The organism is Clostridiales bacterium, assembly GCA_030016385.1.
In the GTDB taxonomy this organism is placed as follows: domain Bacteria; phylum Bacillota; class Clostridia; order Clostridiales; family Oxobacteraceae; genus JASEJN01.
The window spans coordinates 1-23,134 of sequence record JASEJN010000050.1 but is presented as its reverse complement, the minus strand read 5'-3'; the positions used below and the strand labels follow the sequence as shown (position 1 = coordinate 23,134).

General features: G+C 35.2%; 23 protein-coding genes. 5 read left to right on the top strand and 18 right to left on the bottom strand.

What is annotated here, in order from left to right; genetic code table 11:
* Window positions 1-222 precede the first annotated feature (222 nt).
* Window positions 223-696 carry a ribonuclease HI gene (gene rnhA / locus QME45_11275; protein ID MDI6619233.1) on the top strand — a complete coding sequence of 158 codons (474 nt, stop codon included), beginning with the start codon at window positions 223-225 and terminating at the stop codon, window positions 694-696.
* A 31-nt stretch (window positions 697-727) separates the two neighbouring features.
* Here the strand turns inward: rnhA and QME45_11270 are convergent, their stop codons facing one another.
* Both QME45_11270 and QME45_11265 read right to left on the bottom strand, forming a co-directional pair.
* On the bottom strand, window positions 728-1,519 hold the full coding sequence (locus tag QME45_11270; protein ID MDI6619232.1) for an Mrp/NBP35 family ATP-binding protein: 792 nt from the start codon (window positions 1,517-1,519) through the stop codon (window positions 728-730).
* A 173-nt stretch (window positions 1,520-1,692) separates the two neighbouring features.
* Window positions 1,693-2,685 (bottom strand): hydroxyacid dehydrogenase, encoded by a 993-nt coding sequence (locus QME45_11265; GenBank protein MDI6619231.1) that lies wholly within the window; start codon window positions 2,683-2,685, stop codon window positions 1,693-1,695.
* Window positions 2,686-3,112: 427 nt separating this feature from the next.
* Between QME45_11265 and QME45_11260 the strand changes: the two genes are divergently transcribed.
* A complete protein-coding gene (locus QME45_11260) occupies window positions 3,113-3,532 on the top strand; it encodes a DUF3842 family protein (protein ID MDI6619230.1) in 420 nt (139 codons plus the stop codon).
* A gap of 62 nt (window positions 3,533-3,594) precedes the next feature.
* Here QME45_11260 and QME45_11255 read toward each other — a convergent pair whose 3' ends face one another.
* Together QME45_11255 and QME45_11250 are read right to left on the bottom strand one after the other, a co-directional pair.
* Window positions 3,595-4,869 (bottom strand): L-rhamnose isomerase, encoded by a 1,275-nt coding sequence (locus QME45_11255; protein ID MDI6619229.1) that lies wholly within the window; start codon window positions 4,867-4,869, stop codon window positions 3,595-3,597.
* A 184-nt stretch (window positions 4,870-5,053) separates the two neighbouring features.
* The gene (locus tag QME45_11250) at window positions 5,054-5,833 is read right to left on the bottom strand and encodes a class II aldolase/adducin family protein (GenBank protein ID MDI6619228.1); all 780 of its coding nucleotides are present in this window, start codon (window positions 5,831-5,833) and stop codon (window positions 5,054-5,056) included.
* Window positions 5,834-6,165: 332 nt separating this feature from the next.
* Here QME45_11250 and QME45_11245 point away from each other — a divergent pair, with 332 nt between their 5' ends.
* From QME45_11245 to QME45_11235, 3 genes are all read left to right on the top strand, one after another.
* On the top strand, window positions 6,166-7,587 hold the full coding sequence (locus tag QME45_11245) for a rhamnulokinase family protein (GenBank protein MDI6619227.1): 1,422 nt from the start codon (window positions 6,166-6,168) through the stop codon (window positions 7,585-7,587).
* 37 nt (window positions 7,588-7,624) lie between these two features.
* Window positions 7,625-8,383 carry a DeoR/GlpR family DNA-binding transcription regulator gene (locus tag QME45_11240; protein ID MDI6619226.1) on the top strand — a complete coding sequence of 253 codons (759 nt, stop codon included), beginning with the start codon at window positions 7,625-7,627 and terminating at the stop codon, window positions 8,381-8,383.
* 97 nt (window positions 8,384-8,480) lie between these two features.
* Entirely contained in the window at window positions 8,481-9,041 is a 561-nt protein-coding gene (locus QME45_11235) for a methyltransferase (protein MDI6619225.1), read from the top strand.
* A 300-nt stretch (window positions 9,042-9,341) separates the two neighbouring features.
* On the opposite strand, the gene QME45_11230 is transcribed toward QME45_11235, so the two are convergent.
* From QME45_11230 to QME45_11165, 14 genes are all read right to left on the bottom strand, one after another.
* The gene (locus QME45_11230) at window positions 9,342-10,283 is read right to left on the bottom strand and encodes a DUF4868 domain-containing protein (GenBank protein MDI6619224.1); all 942 of its coding nucleotides are present in this window, start codon (window positions 10,281-10,283) and stop codon (window positions 9,342-9,344) included.
* A 2-nt stretch (window positions 10,284-10,285) separates the two neighbouring features.
* On the bottom strand, window positions 10,286-10,810 hold the full coding sequence (locus tag QME45_11225; GenBank protein ID MDI6619223.1) for a hypothetical protein: 525 nt from the start codon (window positions 10,808-10,810) through the stop codon (window positions 10,286-10,288).
* A gap of 335 nt (window positions 10,811-11,145) precedes the next feature.
* Window positions 11,146-12,366, bottom strand: coding sequence for an IS256 family transposase (locus QME45_11220; GenBank protein MDI6619222.1), 1,221 nt, complete (start codon window positions 12,364-12,366; stop codon window positions 11,146-11,148).
* Window positions 12,367-12,435: 69 nt separating this feature from the next.
* Window positions 12,436-12,600: a hypothetical protein gene (locus QME45_11215; protein ID MDI6619221.1), complete on the bottom strand. Its 165-nt coding sequence runs from the start codon at window positions 12,598-12,600 to the stop codon at window positions 12,436-12,438.
* Window positions 12,601-12,734: 134 nt separating this feature from the next.
* Window positions 12,735-13,268, bottom strand: coding sequence for a hypothetical protein (locus QME45_11210; GenBank protein ID MDI6619220.1), 534 nt, complete (start codon window positions 13,266-13,268; stop codon window positions 12,735-12,737).
* Window positions 13,269-13,498: 230 nt separating this feature from the next.
* On the bottom strand, window positions 13,499-13,990 hold the full coding sequence (locus tag QME45_11205) for an NUDIX domain-containing protein (protein ID MDI6619219.1): 492 nt from the start codon (window positions 13,988-13,990) through the stop codon (window positions 13,499-13,501).
* A 306-nt stretch (window positions 13,991-14,296) separates the two neighbouring features.
* Window positions 14,297-14,746 carry a ribose 5-phosphate isomerase B gene (gene rpiB / locus QME45_11200; GenBank protein ID MDI6619218.1) on the bottom strand — a complete coding sequence of 150 codons (450 nt, stop codon included), beginning with the start codon at window positions 14,744-14,746 and terminating at the stop codon, window positions 14,297-14,299.
* Between the two features lie 62 nt (window positions 14,747-14,808).
* Window positions 14,809-15,876 (bottom strand): ADP-ribosylglycohydrolase family protein, encoded by a 1,068-nt coding sequence (locus tag QME45_11195; protein ID MDI6619217.1) that lies wholly within the window; start codon window positions 15,874-15,876, stop codon window positions 14,809-14,811.
* Window positions 15,877-15,997: 121 nt separating this feature from the next.
* Window positions 15,998-17,359, bottom strand: coding sequence for a chloride channel protein (locus QME45_11190; GenBank protein ID MDI6619216.1), 1,362 nt, complete (start codon window positions 17,357-17,359; stop codon window positions 15,998-16,000).
* Window positions 17,360-17,735: 376 nt separating this feature from the next.
* Complete coding sequence (locus QME45_11185; GenBank protein ID MDI6619215.1) at window positions 17,736-18,752, bottom strand: LacI family DNA-binding transcriptional regulator; 1,017 nt, start codon at window positions 18,750-18,752, stop codon at window positions 17,736-17,738.
* Between the two features lie 280 nt (window positions 18,753-19,032).
* Entirely contained in the window at window positions 19,033-19,470 is a 438-nt protein-coding gene (locus QME45_11180; protein MDI6619214.1) for a DNA-binding protein, read from the bottom strand.
* Between the two features lie 107 nt (window positions 19,471-19,577).
* Window positions 19,578-20,414 carry a carbohydrate ABC transporter permease gene (locus QME45_11175; protein ID MDI6619213.1) on the bottom strand — a complete coding sequence of 279 codons (837 nt, stop codon included), beginning with the start codon at window positions 20,412-20,414 and terminating at the stop codon, window positions 19,578-19,580.
* 10 nt (window positions 20,415-20,424) lie between these two features.
* Window positions 20,425-21,309, bottom strand: coding sequence for a sugar ABC transporter permease (locus QME45_11170; GenBank protein ID MDI6619212.1), 885 nt, complete (start codon window positions 21,307-21,309; stop codon window positions 20,425-20,427).
* A gap of 116 nt (window positions 21,310-21,425) precedes the next feature.
* Window positions 21,426-22,775: a sugar ABC transporter substrate-binding protein gene (locus tag QME45_11165; protein MDI6619211.1), complete on the bottom strand. Its 1,350-nt coding sequence runs from the start codon at window positions 22,773-22,775 to the stop codon at window positions 21,426-21,428.
* Between the last annotated feature and the right edge of the window lie 359 nt (window positions 22,776-23,134).

The following is a 23,134-nucleotide window of genomic DNA, read 5'->3' as shown; positions in this document are numbered from 1 at the left end:
GGGTTTTTCATTCGCAATTTTTACCAGTAAAAAAGCTAGCACAACGAGTTAATTAGCTAATTAACTCTTGAAAGTTTAATATCCGGAGTTCATATGTTATAATATAACATACATGACCGTATGCGACAGAGGAATATGCCTTTGAACATCGATTTGTTTTACTACAGGTAAAAAATTTTGTTGTATCGAAGCTGTAAACATAGAATCAACAGGTGATTGTTTATGAAAAAAGTTACAATTTATACCGACGGAGGATGCAGAGGAAATGGGAAGACAAATAATATCGGCGGATACGGAATCGTACTTATTTATGGATCTTTTCATAAAGAAATAAAAAAGGGATTTTCAGATACGACAAATAATATAATGGAATTGCTTTCAATAATAGATGCGTTAAAAATGTTAAAAGAGTCCTGCCGTGTCGATTTATACAGCGATTCCGCATATGTTATCAATGCCATAAATAATAAGTGGATAGATAAGTGGTCTAGGAATAACTGGGTGAAAAGCAGTAAAGAAAAAGTAAAAAACATACCATTGTGGCAGGAACTTATCAAACTGCTTGACGTTCATGAAGTTTACTTTCATAAAGTTAAAGGGCATGCCGATAATCAATATAATAACAGATGCGATGAACTGGCAAATATGGCAATGGATGAGGTTAGCAGCACTATAAAAAAGTCTGATGGAAAATAAAACTTCATTTTCCCATCAGACTTTTTTACGGCTATTTAACTAATTCGATGATTTTATTTGCAATGTTACCTATCGTTTTTACTATATCGCTGTCGCCAATTTTGCACCTTTCTTTTGATATTCCGGCTATATCCTTAGACATGGGAAGCTCGCCAAGCAGCTCCGTATCCAATTCCTTAAGGTACTTCTCCATACTGCCGCTTTCAAAAATATTGATCTTTTCTTTGCATTTGGGGCATATAATATAGCTCATGTTTTCTACAACGCCCAGAACTTTTATATCCATTTTTCTTGCCATATTTATCGCCTTGGCAACTATCATGGATACAAGATCCTGGGGAACAGATACCATAACTATTCCATCGATAGGTATCGACTGCATTGCTGTAAGCGCCACATCTCCTGTACCGGGAGGCATATCGATTATCATATAATCAAGGTCGCCCCATATTATATCCGTCCAGAACTGCTTAACAGCTCCGCCTATAAGAGGTCCTCTCCATATTACGGGCTGCTCCTCAAAATCCATTAAAAAATTCATGGACATTATTTCGATGCCATCTTGCGTCTTAACCGGATGTGCGCCAGATTCATCCCCTGATACTTTCATGCCTTCAACATCAAAAAACCTCGGAATGCTCGGACCTGTAATATCCGCATCGAGTATGCCGACCCTTTGGCCCCTTTTGTTCAATTCACTTGCTAAAAGCGCAGATATAGTCGATTTGCCGACCCCTCCTTTGCCGCTCATAACACCTATTATCTTTTTTACATTGCTTAATGGATTGCCTTCTTTATTAAAAAGTGTCTCTTTCCGGTCCATAGTTACCTCCTTTTATAGGGACGGTTAATCATTTTTATTAGTATCAATAATTATCTGAAAATTGAATTATCGCATAAGTGACAATAGAATGCGAATTTTGATTAACCGTCCCTCTGTCGCACCTCTGTCGCATTAACCATTACCTTAACTTTTGATTAACCGTCCCTATGACTTTATGCTAAAAACGCACTTCTTTCTCTGGTTATCATATAACGAAGCTTCTCTCCCTTTACATAGCGTTCAAGCTCTTCAACCATGTATCTTCCCATCCTGTTGCATTCTTTATACATTGAACCTGCTATATGCGGTGTCAATACTACATTTGGCAGGATATACAAAGGTGACTTAGGTCGAGGCGGCTCAGGATATGTTACATCAAGGACAACCGTAATGTCGGAACGTTTTGTAAGTACGTCTATCATCTCATTCTCATTTACCACCGCTCCTCTGGCAGTATTTATAAATGTTGCATTTTGTTTCATCGATGAAAAATGTATTCCCTTTATCATGCCTTCGGTTTCCTTAAGCCACGGTGTATGTAAAGATATGACATCCGCATTTTTAAATATATCCTCCAGTGAGCATAATTTGACATTCAGTTTGGCAGCATCTTCCTTTTTAACGAAAGGATCATATGCTATTACCTTCACATCAAACGGGCGAAGCAATTCACATACACGCCTTCCTACCATTCCAAGGGAAATAATGCCTATAGTACTTTTATATCCGCCTGGTGCAACTTTTTTGGGTGGATACTTTTTGTCTCTTTTGGTTGATAAAGCATAATACCAACCCAATTTAAGGCTATAGAGTATTTGCGACAGGGTATACTCTGCAACCGGAATAGCATTTGCGGCATATGCACTTGTGATCAATATACCTTTATCCCAGAAAGCATCACTTACTAGATACTTTATGGATCCTGCCCCATAGAATACAGCCTTCAGATTTGGTGCTGCTTCGATAAACTCTTTATCCATATGAGGACAACCCCACCCGGAGAAAATGACATCTGCATCCTTAAGCAATGAAATGTTATTCTTGATTGTTTCTGCCGTCTGTGGCGGTCCGTAGATGTCTACATATTTTAGAATATCCTTTCTCTCCTCTTCGCCATAAATATTATCATATGCATGCTTATCAAGAATATACAATCCCTTTAACAACTGTCGTTACCTCCCTTTATATTCTATATATCAACTGCCATGGAGCTGATGCTTGCTTGTCCACAGCCTTAATATAACCTTATTTTACTTTTTAAAACATTGATTTGCAACAGATAATATCAATTATAACTTCGATTCTTATGCGGCAGCAGGCCAAGAACTTATCAAAACTCTCATAATGCTCATTCGTCGCTCAAAATAACATAATCCTATTTAAGCCTGATTTCCTATTACCAATCGGAGAGCTATTGTAATGCAGATATACATGATGGTGTTATAATAGATAATAATAGAAAATTTATCAGGATATATATAAATTATTTGGATAATGTCCCACTATAAAACATGTAACCGGATTTACCGGTATCTATTATGGATGCAGGATTAGCACGGATTTTAACAATATTTCATATTCGGAGGTACAGATATGAAAGTTGCAGTACTTGATGCACAGGGCGCCGGACTTGGCCAGGCAGTCATAAAAAAAATCAGGAGGGAAATCGGCAAATCCATTTATATAATTGCCTTGGGAACAAATGCCGTCGCAACTTCCAATATGATTAAGGCGGGAGCAAATGAAGGTATCACAGGCGAGGAGTCCATATGCCTGTTTTTCAAAAATAATACTGTAAACAGCATTGTCGGCCCTATCGGGATAATTTGCAGCGGTGGCATACAGGGCGAGATTACCCCGAATATTTCAGAGGGCATATTCAAAATGGAATGCACCAAATATATAATTCCTTTAAGAAAACATGGCATATATATTCCCGGTACGAGAAATCTTGAAATTAAAGAAATAATAAAGGAAATTGTAAATGATATGAAAAACGGCATTAAAGGGTGAATAAAGTCAGATTTCCCTCGACTTTATTCACCCTTTGTCTCCGATGCAGCATCACACCTTATCTAATGCCTTTTTACTAAAACATCATCCTCATAAACTTTTATATCATCGAGCCAGCTACCTCCAACCGGCACATTTTTTACAAGGCAGTACTTATCCCATACAGTAGCATACGGTAATGTCTTGAATTCTTCCTTGAGCGCCAGCATATTGCCTCGGTCGCCTCTGTCGTCCTGTTCCTTAATCAAGTTTATCGGCTCCAGTAAGGATATCAATATAGCTTTCAATGTGGCTCTCGCTCCAACTGTCCATGCCGTTATCCTGTTTATGCTTGCATCGAAATAATCGAGGGCTATGTGCACCCTGTTATAAGCATTGCATCTGCTTATCTCATCTGCAAGCAACTGCAAATCGTCATTTAAAATTGCCACATGGTCGCTGTCCCATCTTACTCCGCGGCTGACATGAATTAAAAGTTCGTCCATAAATGTTAATATTGAAGATATTTTATCCGCTACGACTTCTGTAGGATGAAAATGGCCCATATCAAGGCATAACATAATATTATTTTTAAGAGCATATCCCATATAAAACTCATGGGACCCTACAACATAGCTTTCCGAACCTATCCCGAAAAGCTTGCTTTCAACAGAGTCCAAAATATTTTTTCTGTCATATTTGATTGAGAATATTTCATCGAGAGAATCCTTTAAAATCTTTCTGTTATCTATTCTGTTTGCGGGTAAATCCTTTGACCCATCCGGTATCCATATATTATTAATGCATGGGTTATTTAATTCCCTTCCTATCTGATTTGCAATTTCACGGCACCTTTTCCCATGCTCTATCCAGAATTTACGTATGCTTTTGTCTTTGCTTGAAAGCGTATAGCCGGATGCAGCCATATCATGGGAGAAAAACGTGGGGTTAAAGTCAATTCCAAGATTATTTTGCTTTGCCCAATCAATCCATTTCATAAAATACTTTGGTGTTATTTTATCTCTATCGACAAATTTTCCGTCTGTTTCTGCATATATAGCATGCAAATTGACTCTGTGCTTTCCCGGTATCAGGCTTAAAGCCTTATCCAAATCTTGCCTTAGCTCGTCACCATTTCTTGCCCTGCCTGGCCAATTTCCTGTGGCTAAAATTCCGCCTGACAAACCCTTTTTATTTACCTCGAAACCGCCGACATCATCACCCTGCCAGCAGTGCAGCGATATATGTATATTGTTCATTTTTTTCAGCACTGCGTCGGTATCGATGCCATAACCTGCATATACCTCTTTTGCATATTCATATGCTTTCTCGATTTTGCCATCATCAGGTTTAAACATAACTTTTGCCCCCTTTTGGAAATTATAAAATTACAAATTATAGATTATTACTGGGTGTATATTTTATATTTGAAATCATATATAAAAGGATTGTGCTATTTTGAGTAACGAATGAATGTTCAAGTGAATAAACTCATATTATGAATCGAAGTAGTTACTGAATATACCAAATAGAATATACACCTTATTGCTTTTTCAATTCTTCAAGCACTTTTTCCGTTACTAATTCAACTATTTTCTTTACATCGTAATCCTTTAATTCATTTTTCTTGTTATTTCTATTTAATTCATCGGGTAATTTCCCGGGAAATCTGCCTGAAACCCCAAGTTTTTTCCTTATCTCATACAGACGTAATACCTGACTCTCACTTAACTCCTTCGGCCCTCCTAACATTGTCGAAATGAATGTAAGTTTTGCATAAAATTCCATAGATTCCATCTTGTAATATGCTGTAATAAGATCTTTGCCATATGTCAGCGCTCCATGATTTTCAAGGAGGATGGCATCATATTCGGGGAGAAACTTTGAAATCGCATCCGGTATCTCCTCTGTAGATGGTGTTCCATAGTCCGCAATCGGAACAAATCCTAGCGATATGACCGCCTCAGGCATTATGGGTTTTGTAAGCGGTATGCCGGCTATTGCATAACTTGTCGCATAAGGCGGATGGGCATGGACAACAGATTTAACATCGGATCTTTCTTTATATACTCTAAGATGCATTTTTAATTCGGACGATGGCTTGTACTTGCTATTTGCTGATATAACCTCGCCTTTTGTATTGACCTTTATAAGCATCTCCGGTGTCAGAAATCCTTTGCTTACACCTGTCGGCGTCGTTATAATCGCGTCGTCACCTATCTTTACAGTTATATTGCCGTCATTTGCTGCCACAAAACCGTTTGAATAGATTCGCTTTCCTATATCGCATATCTGTTTTTTTACCTCATCTTCATAAGACATCATATATCACCGCTCTCTTTTATTATGTTTGTTTATGTTTATTTATATTTGTTTACCTTTATTGTATCATTCATATATTCTATGTCAACAGAATTATACAGTACTTCTTCGATTCACAATATGAGCGTTATTTTGAACACTCATTCGCCAGATTCAAGTTTGACGATTGAAGTAATATTAATTTACATACGCCTTTATAACAAACGTTTTCAAAGCAATTATAGTTATATGATTTTTTTCTATATTTAAAATCGATTATTTATGCTATAATTGTCATAAACAATATTAACCAAAAGTAAAACAACATAAGGTGTTTTATAGGAGGTACTATTATGGGGGAAGAGATATATAATTTAGCATTTGATTTCGGTGCATCCAACGGAAGGCTTATGCTTTCAAAATATGACGGATATAAAATAAGCCTTGAAGAAATCTACCGTTTCCCGAATGAACCGGTAAGGGCCGGGGGAAGACTTTACTGGGATTTTTTAAAACTATTTAGCGAATTAAAAGTCGGACTTAAAATGGTCTCGGAGAGAAACATCAATATTTCGAGCATCGGCATCGATACATGGGGTGTCGACTACGGGCTGCTGGATAAAAACGACAGGCTTATATCCAACCCTGTTCATTACAGGGATTCCAGAACAAATAAGATCCCGGAAAAGGTAGAAAAGATTGTCCCTTTTCAAGAATTCTATAATACGACAGGCATACAATTTCTGCAATTCAACACGGTTTATCAACTGTATGACGATTTAGAATCCGGCATTTTGAGGAATGCAAAAACGCTTCTCTTCATGCCTGATCTCTTTAGCTTTTATTTGACCGGAGAAAAATATAACGAATATACGATATCATCAACATCACAAATGCTAGATGCAAATAAAAAAAATTGGTCATATGATATTTTAGATAAACTCTGTATTGCAAAGAATATTCTTCAAGAAATAATTATGCCCGGCAATATTTATGGCTGTCTATCTAGCGATATAAGAGATGAAACCGGTCTCCCAAAGATACCGGTAATCGCAGTCGGATGCCATGATACGGCATCGGCAGTTGCGGGAACGCCCTTAAGCAGCCGCAACAGCGCTTATTTAAGCTGTGGGACATGGTCGCTTTTGGGAATCGAAACTCAAAAGCCAATCATCGACGAAAATTCGCTTAAGTTTAACTTCACAAATGAAGGCGGCGTTTTGGGCACTATAAGATTTTTAAAGAATATAACAGGCCTATGGCTGATACAGCAATTAAGGCGAAGCTGGGCTAATAGAGGCATTAAACTCGATTTTCCCGATATAATATCAAGAGCATCCTCTGCAAAGAATGCCAATTATTATATCGACCCTGACGATGAACTTTTTATGGCCCCTGACGATATGGGAGATGCTATATGCAGATACTGTATGAAGACAGGTCAGGGACGTCCCGACAATATAGGGGATATTGCAAGAGCCGCATACAATGGAATAACAAAACATTATAAGGAAACAATTGAAGATATCGAAAAAATAACAGGAAATGAGATCGATACTGTAAATATAGTAGGCGGCGGAATACGAGACGAATTTTTATTAAAACAGACAGCCGGTATAACGGGCAGGAAGATTTTAGCCGGACCTGTTGAAGCGTCTATTCTTGGCAATTGTATTATTCAGCTTATGGCGCTTAAAGCTATCAAAAACTTAGATGAAGGCAGAAATATTATAAAAAATTCGTTTCCACTAAAAGAATATAAACCCATGCAATAATTACAGGATCAAATATAAGATTAACCGGGAGGAAAGCATGCTATCTATAGAAAGAAGACGAAAAATAATAAGCCTTCTTCAGGAACATCAAAGCGTCATTGTTCCCGAACTGAGCAAATTATTTAAGGTTACTGAAGAGACCATAAGAAGAGACCTCGAAAAATTAGAGAGAGAAGGGCTTATTAAAAGATCATATGGCGGAGCTGTTTTAAGCGAAAGCACAAATGTTGACATACCGCTAAAAATAAGGGAAATAACAAATATCGAAGGAAAACAGGCAATAGCTTTAAATGTTGCAGGATATATCGATGATGGAGAAACACTGATCCTTGACTCGAGTTCGTCCGCCCTTCAAGTCGCAAGACAATTGAAATCCAAAAAAAGGCTTACAGTTATAACGAATTCCATACGTGTGGTTTATGAATTGTCAAATTCGAAGGATTTCAATATCATTTCAACCGGCGGGACACTGAAGCCAAATTCCCTGTCCTTTATAGGTCACTTGGCGGAAAATACCATAAAAAATTACCATGTCGATAAAGCCATTATATCCTGCAAAGGGTTCAATAAAGAAATCGGCATAACGGATTCAAACGAAATGGAGGCCGAAGTTAAAAAAGCAATGGTTGATGCGGCAGATCAGGTATTTCTATTGATTGATCATACAAAAGTCGATAGGGCTTCGTTTGTTAAATTTACATCTTTTGATAGGATAAATTATATATTTACAGACAGAAAATTTTCACCGGATTGGGAAGACCTGATTCATAAAAATAATATCAATATTATATATTGATAACTCAGCGGAAAAGCTTCAACAGGTGCATATTCTTCAAAGGATATATATACCTTCGATTTATGTATCGAATTTCAGGAAAGGGAGATTTTAATATATGATAAAAACAAATATGGCAGGAGTGGATTTAATATTTGAAACATCGGACACGCTTTTCTCTCCTAAAAAAATCGATGCCGGCACTTTGGCAATGCTATCCAAGGCCGAGTTCAAACCTGATGATAAAGTGCTGGACTTAGGCTGCGGTTATGGTGTAGTCGGTATATTTGCAGCCAAATTGATAGGACCTGAACATGTCGTCATGTCGGATATTGCAGAGGATGCGGTTTCGATTTCCAGAAAAAATGCAATATTGAACGGCGTCAAGGGCATATCTGTTTATGAAAGCGATGCGCTGAGCGGGATGGACGATAACGATTTTACGGTGATTCTTTCCAACCCGCCGTATCATGCTGATTTTTCCGTTCCGAAAAGATTTATAGAAAAAGGATTTAACCGCCTCAAGCTTGGAGGAAGAATGTATATGGTAACAAAGCGAAAGCAGTGGTATTTTAACAAATTTAAGGCCATTTTCGGCGGCGTTAGGTTATATGAAGTTAACGGCTACTTTGTGTTCATGGCTATAAAAATGGATAACTCCTATGCAAATCATAAATAAAGGAGCTTCGATTCGCAATATGAAATCAGGCATAAATAGGATTATGTTATTGTGAGCGACGAATGAGTATTATGAAAGTTTTGATAAGTTCTTGGATTTGCTACCGCAAAGAATCCTTAGAGCTTTTGAATGTTTGAGCAAGGCGAGTTTCAAAAGTTCTTGGATTATCAAGGCTGCTTGCCTTAGAACTTACAAAACTTGAATCTGCCGAATGAGTGTTCAAAATAACATAAACTCATATTGCGAATTGAAGAATAAAGGAACAATCCATTTGGAAATTCATGCATCGGAAGTTCTACCTCATGCTTTCCTATAATGGCGCTTATTCACCGATATATATGGAGTATTGGTGACCTCCGATAAAACATAATTGTCAAGCACCAGGTCAATAATGTTCCTCAATTGCTGTACATTTTCAAAGGATATCCTGTGGGACTTTTTATCGACTATGAAATCCGCCCCTCTCTTTTCCTTAAGGGCAATGATATTGTTGAAGTTAATAAGCCTCAAAGTTTCTTCGTTGACTTTGCTCAATTTTTTAATATATGAAATTCTATCCATGCAGTGTTCCTTTAAGCTCTGAAAATCAGATATTATTCCGATTTTCTCTATTTCGTTCAGCGTTTCTTTTGCTTTCATCCTTTCCTTCTTATAATACCCAGTCGCCAATGAAAACTGTTTCTCATTAACTATATAGATTGTCCCATTTAATACGAAAGCATCGATGCTGTTATCCAGTGCAAAAATATTTCCATTTTCCAGATGCGTAAAAGAATCCTCCTTAAAAAATAAATATAATTTTTTTGGAGTAATGAGTCTGCTCTTTGTATATCTCCTCATCAGAAAACAGCCTTTGCCGTTTATGGTTATGTAAATTATATAATATTTGAGCCTGTTTAAAAATTCACTGCAATTATGTGGATCGAAAGTTTTATATTTTTCTTCCTTTATCAACTGGATAACATTGCTCAAGCTATCTACCTCGTCGGCAGGCATAGTCAGGACATATTGTTCATCCTCACTTTCCAAATTCTCTACAGGTATCTTCTGCCTGTCCTTTATATTATCGAAAAAATCAGCCACCACTGACTTCGCAGCATTTATAACGGCATCATCAATATTCAGTTTTGCGACAATATAATCATTATCATCTGAAGACTTGTTATCCGGGTTAACAAAGTATATCTCAACAGATTGTTCTTTATTGATATAGCATTTTGCTTCCGTACAAATGCTTTTCATCTTTAAATCCCCCTAACCATTTTTTCGATGATTATCGTTCTGTCCAGCAGTTCATAGTACTCAATTTTGCCGATAACCCTTAAATCATTCAGTTTTCTTTTTGAAATTAATATCCTTCTGCGTCCATTCTTAAAGACAACATCGTATATATTATAGCCCAAGATCATCAGCACAGGATTGATGTATATTAAATCCGCTTTGATATATAAGACGCCGATAATGATAAAAATAATAAGCAAGGCGATGTCATCTTCCGCATTATTCAGGTTAAATCCCATAAATGGCAAAAGATAAGTAACCAGATATGAAGTGATTTGCTCATTTTTCGATTGTATAGATAAAATTTCGCCGCTGACGTGATTTATTTTGGTTTTTATAATAAACCCTGTTGCGATGCAACCTATTATACTTGCTGCCAGCATATACATCATCGGTTTATTCTTATAATACTTTGCCGCCAGTGCAAGAAAAAGCAGCGCGTAGGACGAAAGAAACATCGATATTTTACTGATTATACCCAACCTCACATATGCTTTCCCCTTTATATATAAATACTGACATCCGGACCAATTATATGGTGTATTTATTAAAAAATATTATCCAAATCGCCAGATCCTTTTATAATACCTCTCCATAATATTTTCAAAAACAAAATATACACTTTAAATTATAATCCTTAAATAATATTATAGTCAATTACTTCTAAAATTATTTATAATTTACATTTGATGAATAAATTACATCTATATAACATATGAGCAATTTCGCTGTATTGCGATAAAATCCTGTATTGATCTGATTCAAAAAAAGACGATAACGTCTTGTCAAGTGGTGTAAATTGATCTCTACTTTATACCACTTTTTATTTATGCAGCAAGGCCACCGCTGCGAGAGTATACTCACCCGTATCCGTTATTTTAGCCATAGATTCAAGACTAAGGTAACGACGCCCTACTTGGTACTCATCATTCTGTTCCATAAGCATTGCCCCTACAAGGCGTATTACAGACTCTCTGTTGGGGAATATACATACTACATCAGTCCTGCGTCTGATTTCTCTATTCAACCTCTCCAAGGGATTTGTAGAACAAATTTTAGACCAATGTTCATGAGGAAATGCCATGTATGCAAGTACATCATCTTCAGCATCTTGAAGTATGGCCATAGCCTTCGGAAAGCGGTGCCTCAGTTCATCTACTACATGTCTTAGTTGTAGTTTCGCTGACTTTTGATCATTCTGGGCAAAGATTGTCCTTACGATTGATGAAACCATACCCTGGTATTTCTTCGGAACCTGACTTAATACATTACGAATAAAATGCACTCTGCATCTCTGCCATGTTGTGCCTGTCAATATTTCTTTAATTGCCATTTTGAGGCCTTCATGAGAATCACTTATCACGAGTTTAACTCCTTTTAATCCACGGGAAACAAGGCCTCTTAAAAACTCTTTCCAGAACTCTCCGTCTTCACTCATTCCAACATCAAAACCTAATATTTCTCTTTCACCTGATTTATTTACTCCAACGGCTATTACAAGTGCCATGCTGCATACCCTGCCGCCTTCTCTGACTTTTGGAAACGTAGCATCCAACCACAGATAAGGATATTCACTCTCTAATTTTCTGTTCCTGAATTCCTCAACGAAATCATCAAGTTGTTTGCTGATCCTTGATACTTGACTTTTATCTATGCCTTTCATTCCAAGTGCTTCAACAAGGTCATCCACCTTACGGGTACTTACTCCATGAATATATGCTTCCTGCACCACGTTAAGCAGAGCCTTTTTGAGTCTTTTTCTTGGCTCCAAAAGGCTTGGGAAGTAACTGCCCTGTCTTAACTTTGGTATCTTAAGTTCCAGTGTGCCGAGCCTTGTATTCCAATCTCTATCCCTATATCCATTACGGTATGTATTCCGTTCTCCACTTCTTTCATACTTCTCTGCTCCTACAATGGATGAAACCTCTGAATCCATAAGAGAATTAACCACTACTGTAACTGCCTCACTTAAAAAATCTTTATCTTTATCAGCCAAATACTTGCGAAGTTCCTCTAAAAGTGCCATTCTATCATTAGTAGCCACGTTATGATCCTCCTCTACTTTTATTGGTTTGCCAACCTAATTAAAGTAGAAATCATATCGTGGCTATTGTCAAGTTTGTGCCACGAATTTTACACCACTACTTAAGACTATACCGACAAAATAACCTGACGATTTATATTTAAGTATCTTATTTATATAACTTTCTTTCGATAAATCAGTTAGCATGGGATATTTGATATTATCGGAAATCACGATGCCATTGCGGTCGATCATGAAGTAGCCCCTATTACGGCTGTTGCCTGTATCTAATGAATTTTTGTGCAATTTATCTTCCGACATATTGATAACTATCATATTTTTCTCTTTGCCATTGCTTAATATATCATATAAGAGATATGTATACATATTTACTTTTTTTCAACAGGATATTCTACTGAAATGCTCCTGGGTATGGGCATCATAGATGGATATTCGCCATAGTTTTCTATTACTTTTACTATATCCTGATCATAAAAGTCTTTCTTATTTTGAATAGCATTTCTTCCGACATCTGAACTGTTATAAAATGTTTTAGATCTATCGTTATATATATAAATAGAATCGATAAATTCTGATGTATTGCGGTAATAGTTAAGCTGAAGCAATGCTGCATTTATTTCAATTATATCTTTTGTCGTATAATTAAGTATTTCTGAAATGTGGATATCATTATATATCTGTTTGGATATTCTATTGGCGATGCCTGACATCATCTCCGTACTCTGGTCCGTTTGAGGCAGGTTATTCAAGGTATAATTAAAAATCTTATTTCTGAGTATATCTTCAAAGTTAAAATAAAGAATTGAAGATATAATTAAGATAGATATAGCAACAGTCGATATGAGTGCGACAAAAATGCTGATATGGATCTTTCTATCCTTTTCAATATTGAAGATGCTCATTTCTCATTCACCTTCTAAGTTAAGTATAAAGAACATTTTCTTTATTTATTCATTATAGTATAACAAATCATAAAATTTCAACTATAATAATTTTTTACATCTCACCAAATCCAAAGTCAGCAACTATACTTTTGCTATATCTATCATCTTTTATGATATCCTTGCTTAAAGTACCAAAAGGAATATTCCTTACAGAATAATATAGATGCATATATATTATTCGAAAAATATTACCTATCAAATTTATATTCTTCATGCAGTTCAAATTCATCGTCAGAGTTTGTGCAGAATCCTGCACAAATAAATCCCGATCTATAATCCAGCGCTTTTCTAAATCTATATTGTATTTTTGAATTTACCATCTTCAAGGCTTCATTTTTGGTAAACCATTTTACATCGCTACTTTCATCGCTGGTTGTCAATTCACCTGATATGTACTTACATATAAAATCTATATTGACAATTGTCGGTATTTCTTTAACTCCGTTATATCCCTTTTTCTTTTTTATATTCGAATAAATCCCCACAATATTAATTATCTCTACGTCAATACCGCTTTCCTCTTTTATTTCTCTGATTAAACCCTGCGGCACGGTTTCACCCACTTCAATAATTCCACCTGGATATTCCCATCCCTTTCTCGGATTTTTCACAAGCAAAATTTCATTTTTGTCATTTATAATTATCCCTCCTGCAGAAACTATATGCGTCGGTAAAATCATAAAATCTCCTCCTTACACAATTGTGGCTGGCAGCACAAATAATAATAGAATTACGAATTAACACCTTATCTTTTACTATATCATTAATTTCTATAATTTGGTATATTTCAAGCTCACAAATTGTACTAAATAGTACAAAATACTTGGATTTACGGAATTATCTGCCTAACTATTTTAAATTTTATAATAACTGTATATAATAATTCAACAGCAATAAAAAAATCCCCTTTTTTAAAGAAATAAAAAATATTTCTTTAAAAAAGGGATTACAATATTTAAAAATAATTCATAAACTAATTGGCTTAATCATTTCTTATCGATATCCATCATATCCAGTTTCTTTACACGCCGTCTAAATTCTTCCTCGGTACTGAATCGAGCCTGTAAAAATTTCTCTACCATTTCCGTGGCTATTGCCGAACCAATAATTTGAGCTCCTAAACACATTACGTTCACATTATCATGTTCTACACACTGATGTGCAGTATATATGTCATGGCATACACTTGCCCTTATCCCGTGGATTTTATTACAAGCAATCGCAGCTCCTACACCTGTACCACAAATCATTATCCCTCTTTGGGCCTTCCCATTTAATATATCTTCACAAACTTTTTTTGCTATATCAGGAAAATCTACAGGGTTAGGATCATAACTTCCATGATCGATAATATGATAACCTGATTGGTTAAGAAATTCTATTATGACAGGTTTCAAAGAAAACCCTGCATGATCTGAACCTATTGCTATATTCATATCATTTTGCCTCCATTTATGCCTTATTCCTTAGTATACCATTAATAAAATCTAATTTTATATTATAACATGTCCATCTCTGCTATTAAAGACTTCATCTTATTGAGTCTGGCTTTATATGCATTATAAAGCCCATCGGAATTTTCCTGAATAGTTCTTGGGGTATTGGTATATATGTTTAACTTTGTAGCTTTATCCACCTGTTCGACCCATTCCCTTGGTATGGAAGAGCCGCCGGTTAACGCTCCCGAAATCCCTGAAGATACCGCAGCCAGACAATCTGTATCCCTGCCGAGATTAACTCCGGCTATTATAGCATCCTTTGTAATCCCTTCTACCATTTTGAAAATACACACGGCCTTTGTTACAACTTCATTGGCGGAACTTGCAGAATATGGCATCCCATAACCGTTATACTCGGTGTCAAATGCCTTTCTAAGCTCTCTGAAATTACTGCAATTTTTAGTATGTTCTAATTCTCTGTCAAGTTCCTTGAGGACTATGTCCGGATCGCAGATATCAAAAACTGCTCCCAATACACTGTCAACTGTTGCATTTGGCTTGGTAGCCGCTGCTATGGCAACGCCTGTAACCATCGCCCATTTTAATCCCCTGCTGTTAGTTGTCTGATAAACTTGGCCTACTTCAAGGACATCCTCGGCAGCTCCTTGTATATCTCCTGCATTTATAAGCCCTATTGGATGGCAAGCTCGTGCAAATGAATTAAGGCCGGCATAATCGCAATATCTTCCTAAATCCCTTGCAGGTATTCCGCTTTTGGCCATCGAAAGAAGTACAGCCTCAAATGGCTCTGAAACCATCCCAATCGATATAGGCTTAATATCCCTGACCCATATTTTCCTTACATCCTCACAATTTACTCTATCCTTTTTTTCTATAATAGCGGTTATCATAAGTTTCTGTCTTTCAACTCCATCCTCAGTAGTACCGGGTTCCCGCTTCCAACCGTTATTGTAATGTTCATAGGGCAGCAGCCTATCAACTGTACCATAAGTATCCTCAATTTTACCATAGTTCCATCCTTCTACTGCAGCCCCCATGGACGAACCGATATGAACTCCTGCTATACAACCAAAAAACTTATCTCTTAAACTTACTGTTTTGCTCATTATAAAACACCATCCTCTATTAATTTCGTAATATTTTATTAAGTACGTTATTATAATTTACGAAAAAAGGGGAATATCAATGTAGTATATCTTTCCCTATGGCGATTTTTTAGTATATCAATTATTGAATAGATTTTTTTATTTTCCAAACCTTGCATATTAAGTCCTTGAAATATTTATAGCTTTTAACAACTTTTATATTTTTTATTTCATCTATTTCACAATTCTTCGCTACCTGCAATGATGGTGATTTAGAAAACATGAGCAGCTGTGTTGGATATATACTGTGGCATCCGACTACGAAATAACTTATACCGCATACTATTGCCGCATATACGCCAATACTGTTTCCAAACAATTCCATTGCGATTATTATAGCAGATATGGGAGTATTTGAACATGCCGACAGGAATGCCACCATCCCTACCGCGGAATAAAACGATACGTTTCCATTAATAAGCTGTGCCCATGTATTGCCTGCCGACGCCCCTATAAAAAGCATTGGAGTAAGTATTCCTCCACTGCCACCGCTTCCAAGGGTCACGGACGTATTAAACATCTTTAATAAAAAAGCACCATTTAATATTTTTTCTCCGCTCATGGCTCTATTTATGACTTGCTCCCCTATGCCTATATAGTCGTTTGACCCTATCATATATACAATCACGGCAATTAGAATCCCGCCGATTATTCCTTTTAATGGAGGATATATATGCATCTTTTTAAAAGCATTTTCCGTGTAATTAACCATTTTAATAAAAAACAATGCCAGCACACCTATAATGAGTCCGAATAAAAACAGTCTGAATAACGGACCTGCATTATTGGATGGTATATATTTTATTGAATAAATAAGCGGTTTTACCCCCATAAAATGGGCAATATAAAAACTCGAAAATGATGCCACAAGAGATGGTAGCAGCGACATATATGAAATCTTTCCCACAAACAGCACTTCTGTTCCAAACAATGCGGCACCGGCCGGAGCCGGAAATACCGTAACAAATCCTGCGCTTATGCCGCATACCACCATTTTCCTTTTGTCAAGATTATCCATCTTGAAAAGCCGCCCAAAAAATGATGCTATACCGGCACCTACCTGTGTAGCAGGGCCTTCCAGCCCCACAGATCCTCCCGATACTACCGTTATAAATGTCGATATAAGCTTTACAGGCACTACTTTTATATCTATATTACCGTCATTCCTGTTGACCGCCTCTATAGCCTTTTCAGTACCATGCCCTTTTGCATCCGGCGCCATTTTCATCACGATGTAACTGCTCATAAAGAACGCAAATGGCAGCAAAAAATAAAAATATTTCCATCTTGAACTAAACTGGCAGCCTGCGGATACAATCTTTATAAACAGAGAATTTATAAAACCCACACTGCATCCTATAAAAATCGCAATCACTGTCCATTTCACTACACTTGCCAGCATGACAGACTCTTCAACCAAATCCTGTTTCAATTTTCTCTTCAATATATTTCGGTTCCTTTCTTATACAAATATCTATCATAAATTCCAAAATAAGCAGCAAAAAAATATTTTAACACTTAATTTTTCGTATTTCAATTTTCGTCCTTTCACCACTCTATACAGTTCATGCTGCATATCATATACAGTTTTTATTTCGTTCGGCACGACAAACTACTTTGAGAAAATATAGTGGATTATAAAACAAAATAAAAAAATGAGCCTACCATTTGGGTAGAACTAGCAAAAATATGCATTTAGTAAATCTTTTTATTATACGAGCTAATAACTATTTTGATATCAAAACTTCTTCCTGATTTTTTATTTTAAATTGGATATAAAATATATATTTTATGGAATGATTAATATACATGTTTAACTTTCAGATCATTTTAACTCCATTACCTGGAATCAATTGCGGTACATATCTTATTTCACGGTTGTCTATATCATTTTTGGTTTCAATTCTTTCCATAATCAGTTCTCCCATTTTCTTGCCAATTACCCATGGGTTTAACGTAACAATGCTTGGCTGAACATAAAGCAAATCAGCATTAATTATATCTCCATAAGAAGCAACGGAAAATGTATCCGGTATATTTATATTATGTGTACGGAAATATTTAAGAGCTCCTACCATCATTTCATTATTCATAGCAATAACAGCGGTTGGTTTATCCTTAAGTTTCATAAGTTCCGCAGCTCCTTGATAACCTCCCTCCAGACTGAAATCTTCGTCAAATCTGAATTTATAATTGTTATTTACATCTATGCCTATCTCCTGCATAGCCCTTTTGAAACCTTCAAAACGTTCTTTACCTGTACTTACGTTTTGAAGGCCATTAATAATGCCAATTTTCCTGTGGCCAAATGAAATCAAATGCTTTGTTAATGAATATACTCCATTTATATTATCACTATCGAGTAAGTCACCTTTAAAATCCTTAGCATTTATTTTTCTGTGGCATAAAACAATAGGAATCTTTTTACTTAATAAAGCAACAAAGCTATCATTTTCACCAGTAGTATTAAGAACAATACCATCGACTTTCTTTTCCAGCAGAAGCTTCAAATATGTATATTCTTTATCCTTCTTGCCATCCGTGCTGCATACTATGAGATTATAATGCTGAGATTCAATTACATCCTCAATTGCTTTTGATAATACAGTAAAATAATTGTTAGAAATATCAGATACAACGAATCCAATTGTATAAGTTGTATTGCTTTTCAAACTTCTCGCAACAGAATTTGGATAATAGTTTAATATTTTAATTGCATTTAAGACTTTCTGTTCAATCTCAGGCCCTACTGTATAATTTTTATTAATAACTCTCGATACGGAAGCAATCGAAACGCCCGCAAGTTTAGCCACATCTTTGATTGTCGAACTTCCCATAAAGCAACCTCCAGCAAATATAAATATATAGCACCATAGCATTACAAGTTTCTACTATAATATGCTAAAATAACCAAAAATAATTTTATATCATAAACTCACATCTGACAATTTTCAACCAACCTATAAATTTTGCTATTGTTAAACTATAAATGCTAGATTCTTCTTATCTCTTCCAATTTTATTATATATATATCATAATAATATATCAAATTAATGGCAACATATACATACTAAAATCAAATGCCTATGTTGTCATTAATTTTAATTATTCATTTAACTATTCAGGTCTATTATTTAGCTCAAGTATATTGTTATTATTCTTAGTCCTCATAAAATGATACCCTTGCATTTCAGCTATTAGTAATTCACCTAAATATAAAATCCTACACCCTTTTTCAATATGTCCAGAATATGCCACCTTATTATCAGAAACAACCATATGAAGATGGGGAATCCCATCAGCTATAATACCTGAAATAGCGGATAATTCAAGGGGTTTATTATCCATTTTTTCAAAATGTTCAACAGGTGGAAAACCTGTTGTCATTACCATATGCATAACACAATGGTCAAGTGTACCAATTCCAGAAACTACAACAGCATCTTGTATTTTATTTTGCTTAATAAATTCTTCTATACTTTCTAATAAATAATCGCCTTTATCTAACCTAAGAGTAAAAACTTTCCCAAATCCTTTACCATAAAAACATTTCATAAATTGTCACATCCTTTTGTCTTATTAAAAAATATACTTTTTATATAAAAGCAGTTATAAATATTCTCAATAATTTACCATTAATAAGATCTCGTCTTTTATTAAATTCATCCTTTTATAGCACCAGCAGTAATCCCTTCGACAATATATCTTTGTAAAAAAACAAAAATCAGGAACAAAGGAATTATCGAAACTATCGACATTGCAAACATAGAGCCCCATTGACTTCCACTAGTTGCATCTATAAACATTCTAAGAGCAATCGAAATAGTAAACTTTGGTATACTATTTAAATATAAAAGCTGACTAAAGAAATCATTCCATGTCCATAAAAAAGTTAAAATTGCCATTGAAATAATTGCTGGTAAAGATAGCGGCAACATCAATTTTATAAATATTCCTATTTTGCCACAACCATCTATTTTGGCGGCATCATCTAGCTCTCGTGGTATTGTACGCATATACTGTACTAATAAAAAAATGAAAAATCCCTGCCCACCCAAAAATTTTGGCACAATAAATGGAAGATATGTATCTATCCAATGCAATTTATTAAAAAGTATATACTGTGGTATCAACGTTACATGAAAAGGCAGCATAAGTGTACCCAACATTATAGCAAAATAAACTTTTTTAAAAGCAAAATCTAATTTAGCAAATGCATATGCTGCCATTGTGCAGCAAAAAAAATTTCCTAGTATGCACATAAGAGAAACAAAAACTGAATTGAGAAGAAAAACTCCAAAAGTATAACCCGACATACCTTGCCATCCTTTTATATAGTTCTCTAATGTTACCACACGTGGAAAAAAAGTTTTAGAAGTAAATATATCCTGGCTAAATTTAAATGAACTGCTAAGCATCCATAATAACGGGTATATCATTACAATACCAAATAATATAATAAAAATATGAATAAATATTTTTCTATAAGATTTTTTCATGCTAATCCCCCTATTCATCTTGATTATAAACCCATTTCTTGGATGTAGCGAAAATTAAACCTATAACAGAACCTATAATAATCAATAATATCCATGCAAGCGCAGATGCATATCCCATTTCAAAATTTGAGAAACCCTTCTGATACAAATATAAAGAGTACAACAATGTTGAATCCAACGGTCCTCCATTTCCTCCGCTTATAATGTATGCTGAATTAAAAGATTGGAATGCATTAATAACTTGCATAATTAAGTTAAAAAATACTATAGGTGTAATCATTGGAAATGTTATACTTGCAAATTTTCGTAATCCTCTTGCCCCATCAATTTCTGCAGATTCATATAATTCTATTGGTACTTGCTTAAGAGCGCTTAAAAAAATTAACATGGATGAGCCAAACTGCCAAACCGCTAATAAGATAAGAGTATACAATGCTGTACTCGGTGTTGCTATCCAATTTATCCCCTTAATCCCGAACTTAGATAATAATCCGTTTATAAGGCCTTCTTTATTAAATATCTGACGCCATAATATAGATATGGCAACACTTCCTCCTAATAAAGAGGGTATATAGTACACAGCCCTATAGATTCTTAATCCAGCAATACCTTTGTTTAATAGTATTGCAATGAAAAGAGCAAACGACAATTGAAGTGGTACGCTAAAAAGTACAAATTTAAATGTCACTATCAAACTTGTAATAAATTTTTTATCTATAAAGATTCTAGAATAATTCTGAAACCCTATAAAATGAGCCGGATTCAATATATTGTAATTTGTAAATGATAAATATAAGGATGTAAATATTGGTATAATAGTAAAAATAAGAGTTCCGATTAACCATGGTAGCAAAAAAAGATAGCCTGCTCCATTCTTTTTTAACCAATTTCTCATTCCAATCTCCTCCTTCCATATCACCTTTATATATAGGTAATCTGCGCAACTGATATAAACCATTTTTTTGGTTAACAGTCGCACAGTTTACCTTTCAATTAATTTATATTAAATATTTATTTTCTCGACAATACATCATTACATTGTTTTATAAACTTTATTGCACCTTCTCTAGGTGTAATTTTGTTGAATGCAACTTCTGAAGCAATATTTGCAAAATCTGTCCTTATCTCAGCCACTCCAGCAGGTGCATATGGTGCATTACCTGCTATCTTTAATGTATCATTTACAAATTTAATTGTTCTAAGCTGAACAGGTGTCATATCAGGAGTGACAGCTTGCACGGCTGTAGTAGTAGCAGGCACACCTTGTTCAAGTTTAAATGTTCTCTGAGCATCAGTATTATTAATAAAGAAGTTGATAAATTTTGCGGCTTCCTTAGGATGCTTTGACGCAGCCGTAATACTTAAAAAGGAACCTTCAACATATTCTCCATTTGCTTTGCCCGCTAAATGAGGTATACGAACAATGTTAACATTACCACTTTTAGCTAAATTCTGATACAACCACAATTGGTTAGCAGGAAGGCTAGCTATTCCTACTTTTCCCGTAGAAAATAAATTTTGTTCAATCGGGAGATTAGCATATTCGGTATTTGTAGAAGCATCTGGTATTGCATCCTTATCCCTTAAGTTTTTCCAAAACATAAACCAATTTTCAGCTACATCTTGCGTAAAACCTATTTTCCCTTTCTCTGTAAATAAAACCTGACCATTTGTTCTAACCCAGTAATTGAAAGTTGGCATAAGTAAACCGGAATCATCACTGCTACCCCACATTTTTATATTCTTTGAATCAGCTACTTTTTTAATTTCTATGGCCCTTTGAGCAAATTCTTCCCATGTCCAGTCCATTTTGGGGTATTCAATACCTAATTTATCAAAAGTAGCTGTATTATATAAATAGCCTGAAGTAACAATCCCCTGGGGTATCATATAAAGTTTACCGCTAATAAATCCTCCTTTATATGCTGATTCAGGAATATCAGAAGTTTTAAGTATACCTGAATCAACATAAGGTTTTAAATCAAGCAATGCCTTTCTACTAGAATATTCAGAAACATAGTCCTGATGCATTCCTATAATATCAGGAGCACTTCCACTGGCAATTTGTGTCGCTAATTTATCCCAATATTGTGCCCAGCTTCCAAATGGCCTGTCAACTTTAATATTAGGATTTGCTGCCTCAAATAAATCGCATATTTTATTATAGATTGCATTTCTTGCCGTATCACCCCACCATGTAAAAGATATTTTTACTTTCTCCCCGGAATCTGATGATGTATCGTTAGTTGAATTTCCACCACTTGGTGCTTTACCAGAACATCCTGTAAAGAGACCAAATACCATCGTTAAAACGATAAGCATTGATACAATAGAGATAAGTCTTTTATTAATATTTAACATAATTAACATGCTCTCCCTTCTCTTTAATCAAAACAAAAGCAACTCAAGAATTATATTTATTGGATAATCACTATATAATAAGATTATTTTATAAGTATATATTGATATATCGGGAATTCCCTTATAAATAGATTTTAAAAATCATATTATTGAAAATTTAAATTATCTCAAGGCACATCTTATTTTCTATTACAACTTGTCAATATCTACGGTACTGTCTAATTTTAAACCACCGTCGACATATAGCTGATGCCTTGAAATCTTGTCAGACTTCATTTCTTGAAAAGCATATTTATAGACATCGTAAATTAATCTATTGTGCTACCTGACAAATTACTGGTAAAAGGAATATTATACCA

Coding starts and splice junctions, on each gene's coding strand:
- QME45_11260 (MDI6619230.1), top strand. CDS start 3,113: ATGAAAGTTGCAGTACTTGATGCACAGGGCGCCGGACTTGGCCAGGCA.
- QME45_11250 (MDI6619228.1), bottom strand. CDS start 5,833: ATGTCTTATGAAGATGAGGTAAAAAAACAGATATGCGATATAGGAAAG.
- QME45_11270 (MDI6619232.1), bottom strand. CDS start 1,519: ATGGACCGGAAAGAGACACTTTTTAATAAAGAAGGCAATCCATTAAGC.
- QME45_11240 (MDI6619226.1), top strand. CDS start 7,625: ATGCTATCTATAGAAAGAAGACGAAAAATAATAAGCCTTCTTCAGGAA.
- QME45_11175 (MDI6619213.1), bottom strand. CDS start 20,414: ATGAAAAAATCTTATAGAAAAATATTTATTCATATTTTTATTATATTA.
- QME45_11230 (MDI6619224.1), bottom strand. CDS start 10,283: ATGAAAAGCATTTGTACGGAAGCAAAATGCTATATCAATAAAGAACAA.
- QME45_11255 (MDI6619229.1), bottom strand. CDS start 4,869: ATGTTTAAACCTGATGATGGCAAAATCGAGAAAGCATATGAATATGCA.
- rpiB (MDI6619218.1), bottom strand. CDS start 14,746: ATGAATATAGCAATAGGTTCAGATCATGCAGGGTTTTCTTTGAAACCT.
- QME45_11170 (MDI6619212.1), bottom strand. CDS start 21,309: ATGAGAAATTGGTTAAAAAAGAATGGAGCAGGCTATCTTTTTTTGCTA.
- QME45_11205 (MDI6619219.1), bottom strand. CDS start 13,990: ATGATTTTACCGACGCATATAGTTTCTGCAGGAGGGATAATTATAAAT.
- QME45_11165 (MDI6619211.1), bottom strand. CDS start 22,775: ATGTTAAATATTAATAAAAGACTTATCTCTATTGTATCAATGCTTATC.
- QME45_11215 (MDI6619221.1), bottom strand. CDS start 12,600: ATGATCGACCGCAATGGCATCGTGATTTCCGATAATATCAAATATCCC.
- QME45_11185 (MDI6619215.1), bottom strand. CDS start 18,752: ATGGGAAGTTCGACAATCAAAGATGTGGCTAAACTTGCGGGCGTTTCG.
- rnhA (MDI6619233.1), top strand. CDS start 223: ATGAAAAAAGTTACAATTTATACCGACGGAGGATGCAGAGGAAATGGG.
- QME45_11235 (MDI6619225.1), top strand. CDS start 8,481: ATGATAAAAACAAATATGGCAGGAGTGGATTTAATATTTGAAACATCG.
- QME45_11210 (MDI6619220.1), bottom strand. CDS start 13,268: ATGAGCATCTTCAATATTGAAAAGGATAGAAAGATCCATATCAGCATT.
- QME45_11245 (MDI6619227.1), top strand. CDS start 6,166: ATGGGGGAAGAGATATATAATTTAGCATTTGATTTCGGTGCATCCAAC.
- QME45_11195 (MDI6619217.1), bottom strand. CDS start 15,876: ATGAGCAAAACAGTAAGTTTAAGAGATAAGTTTTTTGGTTGTATAGCA.
- QME45_11180 (MDI6619214.1), bottom strand. CDS start 19,470: ATGAAATGTTTTTATGGTAAAGGATTTGGGAAAGTTTTTACTCTTAGG.